The 9,412-nt window shown below is 72.0% G+C and carries 7 protein-coding genes; 3 read left to right on the top strand and 4 right to left on the bottom strand.

Annotated features, from left to right (window positions below):
- The 3 genes from GT030_RS11590 to GT030_RS11600 all read right to left on the bottom strand — a co-directional run.
- Positions 1-536, bottom strand: a 536-nt coding sequence (locus tag GT030_RS11590) for an NAD(P)H-dependent oxidoreductase (RefSeq protein ID WP_161201029.1), incomplete at its 3' end; no start/stop codon positions are given.
- Between the two features lie 13 nt (positions 537-549).
- Positions 550-1,395: an aldo/keto reductase gene (locus tag GT030_RS11595; protein ID WP_161201030.1), complete on the bottom strand. Its 846-nt coding sequence runs from the start codon at positions 1,393-1,395 to the stop codon at positions 550-552.
- A 99-nt stretch (positions 1,396-1,494) separates the two neighbouring features.
- Positions 1,495-2,688 carry an MFS transporter gene (locus GT030_RS11600; protein ID WP_161201031.1) on the bottom strand — a complete coding sequence of 398 codons (1,194 nt, stop codon included), beginning with the start codon at positions 2,686-2,688 and terminating at the stop codon, positions 1,495-1,497.
- 259 nt (positions 2,689-2,947) lie between these two features.
- Here GT030_RS11600 and GT030_RS11605 point away from each other — a divergent pair, with 259 nt between their 5' ends.
- Complete coding sequence (locus GT030_RS11605; RefSeq protein ID WP_161201032.1) at positions 2,948-3,838, top strand: LysR family transcriptional regulator; 891 nt, start codon at positions 2,948-2,950, stop codon at positions 3,836-3,838.
- Between the two features lie 61 nt (positions 3,839-3,899).
- Complete coding sequence (locus GT030_RS11610; RefSeq protein WP_161201033.1) at positions 3,900-5,324, top strand: NAD-dependent succinate-semialdehyde dehydrogenase; 1,425 nt, start codon at positions 3,900-3,902, stop codon at positions 5,322-5,324.
- Between the two features lie 100 nt (positions 5,325-5,424).
- On the opposite strand, the gene GT030_RS11615 is transcribed toward GT030_RS11610, so the two are convergent.
- Positions 5,425-7,209, bottom strand: a complete 1,785-nt coding sequence (locus GT030_RS11615) for a helix-turn-helix domain-containing protein (RefSeq protein ID WP_161201034.1) — start codon at positions 7,207-7,209, stop codon at positions 5,425-5,427.
- A 213-nt stretch (positions 7,210-7,422) separates the two neighbouring features.
- Here GT030_RS11615 and dnaK point away from each other — a divergent pair, with 213 nt between their 5' ends.
- A complete protein-coding gene (gene dnaK, locus GT030_RS11620) occupies positions 7,423-9,324 on the top strand; it encodes a molecular chaperone DnaK (RefSeq protein WP_161201035.1) in 1,902 nt (633 codons plus the stop codon).
- Positions 9,325-9,412: the final 88 nt, after the last annotated feature.

The following is a 9,412-nucleotide window of genomic DNA, read 5'->3' on the forward strand; positions in this document are numbered from 1 at the left end:
CTGGTCACCTCCGCGCCGAGGCCGCGCAGCTGGTCCGCGACCGCCTGGTCGGTGAGGCGTCCGTCGCCGGCGAAGACCCGTGAGGACCGCGGGACCGCGAACACCAGCGGCACCGCCCAGCCGCGCAGCGACCGGACGATGAACTCCATCGCGTTGATCGCCTGAAGGCCCTGCACTCCACCGGCGGTCGTCAGCATGCCCACGGGTTTGTTGCTCAGATACGGCGGGTCGTGGTCGGCCAGGAGGGCGAGCCAGTCCACGGCGTTCTTGAACGCGCCGCTGACCGACCCGTGGTACGTGGGGCTGCTCCACAGCATGGCGTCGGCGGCCTGAGCGGTGTCCGCGAGCCGGCGGGCGGATGGCGGAACCCCGCCCTCGGACGTGTAGAACGGGAGATCCAGCCGCTTGAGGTCGATCACCCGGGTGTCGGCGCCCGCCTCGGCCGCCCCCTCGACCGCCACGCGCAGTGCGGTGAGGCTGGTCGACGGGGTGCGCAGCGAACCCCCCATTCCGACGACGAGCGGGGGGCGCGCCATGCTGTCAACTCCTTCAGAGCATCTCCAGGGGCGTGGGCCCGCTGGGCGGCGGGAACGCCCGGTCGAGGATGTCGAGCGCCTGGGAGGGGAGGCGGAGGTCCACGGCGCCGCGGTTCTCCCGGACATGGTCGGGTGATCCGGAACGCGGGATCGCGGCCACCCCCTGCTGCAGCACCCAGGCGAGTGCCACCTGGGTCGGCGTGGCTCCGAGGGCCCGGGCCACGGCCCCCAGTGCCTCGACGTCCAGCAACCGTCCCTGCTCGATCGGGGAATAGGCCATGACCGTCACGCCGGCCTCGCGGCACCAGGGGAGCAGATCCCACTCGATGCCGCGCCGGGAGAGGTTGTACAGCACCTGGTCCACGGCCACGGCGTCGCCGCCGGGGAGGGCGGTCAGCTCGGTCATGCCGGCGACGTCCAGATTGCTCACGCCCCAGTACCGGATCTTCCCCGCCTCCATCAGGTCGGTGAATCCGGCAAGGGTCTCCTCGAGGGGCCACCGTCCCCGCCAGTGCAGCAGGTAGAGGTCCAGCCGTTCCGTCCGGAGGCGCCGCAGACTCGCCTCACAGGCGGCGACGGTGCCCCTCCGGTCGGCGTGGCCGGGCAGCACCTTGCTGACGAGGAACACCTCCTCCCGGCGTCCTTGCAGGGCCTCCCCGACGAGCTCCTCGGCCGCGCCGTCGCCGTACATCTCCGCCGTGTCGACGACGGTCATGCCCAGGTCCACGCCCAGCCGCAGCGCGGCGATCTCCTGTTCACGCCGGGCGGGGTCCTCGCCCAGGTACCAGGTGCCCTGGCCCAGCGCCGAGATCTCCTCGCCGGAGGGGAGCGCGATCGTTCCGGCCGATTCCGCAGACATTCCGGGCCTCCGTCCGTCGCGAGTCCGTGTCACGCACCCGCCCCGAGTGCCCAGGTACGCGCCTCCCAGACAACCGGTGTCGCACGCGCCGCGGAGAGGTCAGGAGGGGCCGGGGGACTGCGCCGAGAGCGCGCCGGGACCGGGTGCGCGGTCGCGCAGCGCGACGGCGACCGACACGACGGCGCCGCAGGAGAGGACCGCCGCGAAGCCGATCATCGCGGTCTGCACGGCGAAGTGCCGCAGGGCGATGCTGAACAGGACGGACGGCAGGCCCATTCCCAGGTACGCGACCACGAAGAACACGGCGAGGACCCCCGCGCGGGAAGCGGGCGCGGCCACGGAAACGGCACGTTCGACGCCTCCCTTGAACAGCAGCCCGGAGCCGGCTCCCGACAGGGACACGGCGACCAGGTAGAGCCAGAGCGCCGGGTGGTACAGGGCGACGGCGCACAGGACCAGGCCGACCGGGAAGACCACGGCCCCCACGGTCAGGACGCGGGGCAGCGGGAGGCGGCCCAGCACCAGTTGGGCGGCCGCCGCGGAACCGAACATGAGGAAGGCCGCCAGGCCGGCCACGAGGTGCGAGTCGGTGTGCAGGGTGCCGTGGAGCACGCTCGCCCCCAGGGAGGAGATCAGGCCGAGGATCGCGAAGGCGAAGGCGCCCAAGGCGCCGGCCGCGCCGAACGTCCGCCGGCCGCCGGGGCGCAGGGCGAACCTGAGGGGCGGTTCGGCCGCGGGCAGCTCCCGGTCCACGGTCTCCGGGGTGGACAGGACCAGCGCCAGGCACCCTGCCATGGCGAGCGTGAAGATCGCCTGGGTGGTGATCAGGGGCGCGGGAAGCCACTCGGCGGCGGCGCCGGCGATGAGGGGTCCGGAGGCCAGGCCGCCGAGGTTGGCGGCGGTGGCCACGATGCCGGGCAGCACCGAACCCGTCCGGTCCGGACGGGCCTCGTGGTGGAGGTCGTGCAGGTACGTCGTTGCCGTCGAGGCCATCAGCCCCAGTGCGGCACCGTTCAGAATCCTGCCCGCGATCAGCCCCGGCAGGTCCCGCCACACCATCAGTACGACCGACGCGACGATGCCGACCAGCAGCGCCGGGACGATGATGCGCCGCCGGCCGAGCCGGTCCGACAGGTGCCCCAGTCCGAGGAAGGCGGCCGCCGCACCCACGACCATCGAGGCGTACGCCACGGTGACCGTGGTCGCGCCGAAGTGGTCCCGGGCCTCGTACAGCGGCCACAGCGGGGTCGGCGCGGTGCCGAAGGCCATCAGCACGGTGAAGGCTACCGCCACGAACCAGAAGCCGGTCGCGTGCGAGGCACGGCGCCGGGCCGGGGCGCGGGGCGGCGGGTCGGCGGGAGCGAGTGATGGGATCCGGTGGGTCGGGTCGCCGGGAGCTTCGGCTGTGGGACGGCTCAGCGGCGTCGGTGCGGCAGGCAGGGGTACCCCTCCTCGGGCGGAAGTGAATGGTGTCTCCATCCTCCTCACCAGCCAGGATCAATGCCAACGAATGTTTTTGCTGGGCTCGAGCAACGCGAGTGATACTTCTCTTGTGGAGCTACGTCAGCTGGAGCACTTCATCGCGGTCGCCGAGGAGCTGAGCTTCACGCGCGCCGCCCGCCGGCTGCACGTGGTGCAGTCGGGGGTGTCCGCCGCGATCCGCTCCCTGGAGCGCGAGCTCGGCTGCGCGCTGTTCGAGCGCACGTCGCAGAAGGTCCGGCTCACCGGGGCGGGCGCGGCGCTGCTGCCGGAGGCCCGGGCCACCCTGCACGCCGCCCAGGCGGCCCAGGACGCCGTGCGTGCCGCCCAGGACACGCTGCGCGGCACGGTGAACGTGGGCGCGATGGCCTCGGTCGAGGTGGTGGACCTGCCCGCGCTCCTGGGGCAGCTGCACGCGCGGCATCCGGCGGTCGACGTCCGGCTGCGGCTGGCGACGACCGGCTCGGCGGGACTGGCGCACGCGCTGCTCAGCGGAGACCTGGACGTGGCCTTCCTGTCGCTGCCCGAGCGCAAGCCCGCCGGGATCGACGCACGGGAGCTGGCCACCGTGCCGCTCGTCCTGGTGGTGAGCGCCGCCCATCCGCTCGCGCAGCGGGGGGATCTCACACTCGCGGACCTCGCGGGGGAGCCCTTCGTGGACTTCCCGCCGGGCTACGGCAACCGTGAGGTGGTCGACCGGGCGTTCGCGGCGGCGGGCGTCGTACGCCGGGTGGCGCTGGAAGTGCCCGACATCGACATGGGGGCGGCACTGGTCCGGCACGGTCTGGGCATCGCCTTCCTGCCCGCGTTCGCCGTGGCCCGCACCGCCGGCCTGCACGTCCTGGAGGTCCCCGGCACCGTGCTCCGCTGGAGCATGCACCTCGGCACGTCGTCGACGCGGCGGCCCAGCGCGGCGGTGGGGGCGCTGCTCGACCTGGTCGACCTCCACGTCATCGCCAGGTGACGCCAGGTGTGAGCGGGTCCAGGCGTGGAAACCCGAGGGGCCCCGACTCCAGGGAGGCGTCATGAACGCCAATGTCACTGCCCAGAAAAGCCCCATCGCCACCGTCAATCCGTACACCGGTGAACGGGTTCGGGAGTTCCCGGCGCTGAGCGCGGAGGAGGTGGAGCGCGCGATCGACGCGGCGCACCGTGGCTTCCAGGACTGGCGTGCCCGGTCCAGGGCTGACCGGGGAGCCGTCGTGCAACGCGCCGGCCGCCTCATGAAGGAGCGCAAGGAGGAACTGGCACGGCTGCTGACCCTCGAGGTCGGCAAGCTGATCAACTCGAGCCGTGCCGAGGCCGATCTCGCGTCCGACATCCTCACCTACTACGGAGAGCACGGCCCCGAGCTGCTGCGGGAGCGACCCCTGCCCGTCCCGGAGGGCACGGCCGTGCTGGTGAACGAGCCGCTCGGCGTCCTCCTCGGGGTGATGCCCTGGAACTTCCCGCTGTACCAGGTCGTCCGATTCGCTGGTCCGAACCTCGTCCTCGGCAACACGATCCTGCTCAAGCACGCGAGCAATTGCCCCCAGTCCGCACTGGCACTGGAGCAGCTGTTCAGGGATGCGGGTGTGCCGGCCGGGGTCTATACCAATCTCTTCGTACGGGGCCGGGACGTAGGGGAGATCATCGATGACTCCCGGGTGCAGGGAGCATCCCTGACCGGTAGTGAGCGGGCGGGCATGAGCGTGGGCGAGATCGCCGGCCGCAATGTCAAGAAATCCGTCCTCGAGCTGGGCGGCAGTGATCCCTTCGTCGTGCTGGACGGTCACAACCTCGAGCGCACCGTCTACGCGGCGTTCCTCGGCCGGATGGGCAACACCGGGCAGTGCTGCGTGGCGGCCAAGCGCTTCATCGCCCTTGCCGACGTCTACGACGCCTTCCTCACCGGGCTGCGTGACCGGATGGGCGAGGTCCAGCCGGGAGACCCGGCCGACCCCGCCACCACGCTCGGCCCCCTGTCCTCCGAGTCCGCGGCCGAACTCCTGATGGAACAGGTCCGTGACGCGGTGGACAAGGGAGCCACGGTGGTGCTGGGCGGCGGGCGGCCCGACCTGCCGGGGGCGTTCGTCGAGCCGACCGTCCTCACCGACGTCACACCGGACATGCGGGCCTACCGGGAAGAGCTCTTCGGCCCCGTCGCCGTCGTCTACCGGGTCGCCGACGAGGAGGAGGCCGTGGCGCTGGCCAACACCTCCCCCTACGGCCTGGGAGGCGCGGTCTTCGCCGCCGACCCGGAACGTGCTCGCCAGGTCGCGGACCGGCTGGAGGCGGGCATGGTGTGGATCAACCACCCGACGGCGTCCCGGCCGGAGCTGCCCTTCGGCGGCATCAAGCGCTCCGGCTACGGGCGCGAACTCGGCGACGTGGGCATCGTGGAATTCGCGAACCGCAAGCTGGTGCGTTACGTGGACGCCGACGCCCCGATCGCAGAAGTGCTGGGCTGACCCGCGAGCCGGTCGGCGGCGCGCGTCGGCCGGCCCGCACCGTTCACCCTGTCCCCGGTGCCCATACGGCGAGGGACGGCCCTCCCGTTCCGGCAGGGGGTCAACCCGGTCCGCCCAGCACGATCTTCCACACCCGGGTCGCCACCTGGAGGTTCAGCCGGTCCTCGACGTCCGCGAGGTCGTGGCCGCCGATGTCCCGGATGCGCTGGAGCCGGTAGCGCAGCGTGCTGCGGTGGATCGCGAGTGAGTCGGCGGTCTCGTCGTAGTTGCCGCCGCAGTCGAAGTACCGGGACAGGGTCTCCACCATGGCCGCGTGGTGCCGGGAGTCGTAGTCGATGAGCCGCCCGAGCCACTCGTGGACGAACGTCTCCAGTTCCCGGTAGTCGCTGCCGGGTCCCAGGATGCGGTAGAGGCCGAGCTCGTCGAAGAACGTCGCGCCGTAGCGTTCGCGGGAGTGACGGCGCACGTCCAGGGCGCGCTGCGCCTCCCGGTAGTGGCGGGGGATGGCGTCCACGGCGTCGCAGGAGGCGCTCACCCCGATCGTCCCGGACCGGGTCCCGGCCTCCCGGGCGAGCGCCTCGTACAGCGCGCGGGCGGGCGGCCTGGCGTCGGCGACAAGGACGACGTGTCCGGAACGGCGGGTCAGCAGCGAGCGCATGCCGACGGCGGAGGCCGCCCGGCCCACGGCCTGCGCGAAGGAATCGTCCGCCGTCCGGTCCGACCACCGCGCCACCACGATGTAGTGGCTGCGGTGCAGGTCGTATCCGACTGCCTCGGACCGCGCGTAGGCACCCGCCCCGGCCGTCCCCGCCAGGAGATCGTCGACCAGCTCCCGGTGCAGCCTCCGCTCCACTTCGGCCAGATCACGCAGGTGCGCCAGCTCCAGGGAGAGCGACGTGGCGGCGTGTCCGAGCGCGAACACGGTGTGCTCGTCGGCCTCGTCCCGGACATCGACCAGAGCCAGCACGCCCAGGATCTCGCCCTGCAGACGGACCAGGGTGACCAGCCGGTCCTCCATCCGCACCGGCCCCGCCTGCCGGGCCACGGCGTGCAGCATCTCGTCCCGGCGCACGGGGTCGGATTCGGGATAGGGGTCGGGGCGGCCGGGGCCGCTCCAGGACCTCAGCCGGCCGAAGCGGTCCTCGACCAGCGCGGGAAGCCCGGTGAGCCTGTGCAGTGCGCGGGTGACGGCTTCCTCGCCGCCACCGCTGGAGCCGGCGACGCCGGACAGGAGAGCGTGCACGGCCCGCTCGTAGCCCTGCTCAGCCACCACAGAGATCAACTTCCGCTGGAGGGCTGTGCGTTCCTCCCGCAGCCGGCGCAGCTCCAGCGCGTCCTCGCGCCGGCGGCGGCGCGCGAGGACGAGCGACAGTGCAGCGGCGGTGAGCCCGACGAGCGTGGTGAGCAGGGACCGCTCGGTCTCGGAGGGCCGGGAGGGGGACGTCACCACGAGGTAGCCGTGGAGTCCCTCCAGTCCGCGCAGGCCCATGGCCCGGCCCCAGGGCCTGCCGGGTACGGCCACGGGGCCGTCCTGCCCGGCCAGCTCCCGCACCCTCCGGCCCACGGCCGAGGCATGCCTGTGCCCGTTCCGCGGGCTGGGAACCAGGTCGCCGCCCACCGTGAGATACCCGGCTTCGGCGCTGTACGGCCCGGCGGCGCCTATGTGTTCCATGGCCAGGCGCAGGATCTCGCCTTCGTCCGGGGCGTCGAACAGGGCTTGAGAGAGCACCGTCAGGTCGCTGAGGGCATGGGCGGCGGGCGTGCGGGCGGTCGGGCGGGGCCCTGTGCGCGCCGCGGTGGGCTGCCGCCCGGCGCCGCCCGGTGGAAGGACGCCCTCCCGGCCGGAGTGGCGGCGGTACAGGCTGTGCGCCCGGCTGCCGGCCATGGGAACACTCCGTTCTCCCTGTGCCTTCGGGGAAGAGAACGGTATGCGTGTACCCCTCCCGGACCGGCTCACCCGAGGGTGCGGATTCTTTCTCGTCCCCGTGGGACGACCGGACCCGTGCATTCCTGACTCGCCAGGCGCAGGCGCGGAGCAACGCGGTTCGCCACCCTGGAGAGTGCTCGAATCGCGCAGGCGCACCCGGAGGAGTTCCTCATGGCCAAGGCAGTGGGCATCGACCTGGGCACCACCAACTCGGTGATCGCCGTGTGGGAGGGCGGCGAGCCGGTCGTCGTGCCCAACAGCGAGGGCAACCGCACCACACCGTCCGTGGTGGCCTTCACCGACACCGGTGAGCGCCTGGTGGGCCAGCTGGCCCGGCGCCAGGCGATCCTCAACCCCAAGGGCACCATCTACTCGGCCAAGCGGTTCATCGGCCGGCACTTCGACGAGGTCTCCGACGAGGCCAAGGCCGTCGCCTACGACGTCGTCCCGGGCGAGAACGGTGAGGCCCGCTTCAAGGTGCGCGACAAGCTGTACGCGCCGGAGGAGATCAGCGCACAAGTGCTGCGCAAACTCGCCGACGACGCCTCCAAGCAGCTGGGGGAGCGGGTCACGGAGGCGGTCATCACCGTACCCGCCTACTTCAACGACGCCCAGCGCACCGCGACCCGTGACGCCGGCCGGATAGCGGGCCTGGAAGTGCTGCGGATCATCAACGAGCCGACGGCGGCCGCCGTCGCCTACGGCATGGACAAGAAGCAGCACGAGACGGTGCTCGTCTTCGACCTGGGCGGCGGCACCTTCGACGTGAGCATCCTCGACGTCGGCGACGGCGTGGTGGAGGTGCGTTCCACGGCGGGTGACAGCCATCTGGGCGGCGACGACTTCGACCGGCGTCTGGTGGATTACCTCGCGGACGACTTCCAGAAGGAGAACGGCATCGACCTGCGCAAGGACCCGCAGGCGCTGCAACGTCTGTTCGAGGCGGCGGAGAAGGCCAAGACCGAGCTCAGCTCCGTCACCCAGACCCAGGTGAGCCTGCCGTTCATCACCGCCGACGCCTCCGGGCCCAAACATCTCACCGACTCGATCATGCGGTCCACCTTCGAGCAGATCACCGCCGACCTGGTGGAGCGCTGCCTGGGGCCGGTCCAGCAGGCCATGGCCGACGCCAAGGTCGGCGAGAGCGACATCGACGAGGTCATCCTCGTCGGCGGCTCCACCCGCATCCCCGCCGTCCAGGCGCTGGTGCGACGGCTGACCGGCGGCAAGGACCCCAACATGAGCGTCAACCCCGACGAGGTCGTGGCGCTGGGCGCCGCGATCCAGGCCGGGGTCCTCAAGGGCGAGGTCAAGGATGTCCTGCTGCTCGACGTCACCCCGCTGTCGCTGGGCGTGGAGACGCGTGGCGGAGTGATGACGAAGATCGTCGAGCGGAACACCACCATCCCGGTGCGCCGCAGCGAGACCTTCTCCACCGCCGAGGACAACCAGCCGGCCGTCGATGTGGTGGTCCTCCAGGGCGAGCGGGAGCGGGCCGCCGACAACCGGGTGCTCGGCCGGTTCCAGCTCACCGACATCCGGCCGGGGCCGCGGGGCGAACCACAGGTCGATGTCACTTTCGACGTCGACGCCAACGGCATCCTCAACGTCAGCGCGCGGGACAAGGACACCGGCAAGGAACAGGGCATCACCATCAGCGAGAGCTCCAACCTCGACCGGAGCGAGGTCGAACGCATGGTCGAGGAGGCTGAGCGCAACCAGGGCCAGGACCAGGCCCTGCGCGAGGCCGTCGACGCCCGCAACGAACTGGACGCGATCGCCTACCAGGTCGAAAAGCGCCTCGCCGAACTGGGCGACGCCGCGCCCGCGCACGAGAAGGCCCGTGCCGAGATGCTGGTGGCCGAGGCCCGCGACGCGGTCAAGAACGAGGCCGGAGTGGACAAGGTCAGGCCGCTGATCTCCGAACTCCAGCAGATCCACGCCGGGCTCGCCGCCCACCGGACCGAAGCGGCGGCGAGTGGGCCGTCGGACACCAGCGGGCCGGAAGGCGCCGGGCAGGGCGGCCCCGGCGGCGACGACGACGTGATCGACGCCGAGTTCGACAAGGGCTGAGGTACCCGCCATGCCGATCCCGCCCCAGGACCGATCGTCCGACCTGCCGCCCGAAGCCGCCGCACCACCGCCGCAGGGCGACCTGCCC

Source organism: Streptomyces sp. SID1328 (assembly GCF_009865595.1).
Taxonomy (GTDB): Bacteria; Actinomycetota; Actinomycetes; order Streptomycetales; family Streptomycetaceae; genus Streptomyces; species Streptomyces griseoluteus.

Bases quoted from the DNA above. Each gene is read 5' to 3' on its own strand.
- dnaK (WP_161201035.1), top strand. From the start codon at position 7,423: ATGGCCAAGGCAGTGGGCATCGACCTGGGCACCACCAACTCGGTGATC.
- GT030_RS11595 (WP_161201030.1), bottom strand. From the start codon at position 1,395: ATGTCTGCGGAATCGGCCGGAACGATCGCGCTCCCCTCCGGCGAGGAG.
- GT030_RS11615 (WP_161201034.1), bottom strand. From the start codon at position 7,209: ATGGCCGGCAGCCGGGCGCACAGCCTGTACCGCCGCCACTCCGGCCGG.
- GT030_RS11610 (WP_161201033.1), top strand. From the start codon at position 3,900: ATGAACGCCAATGTCACTGCCCAGAAAAGCCCCATCGCCACCGTCAAT.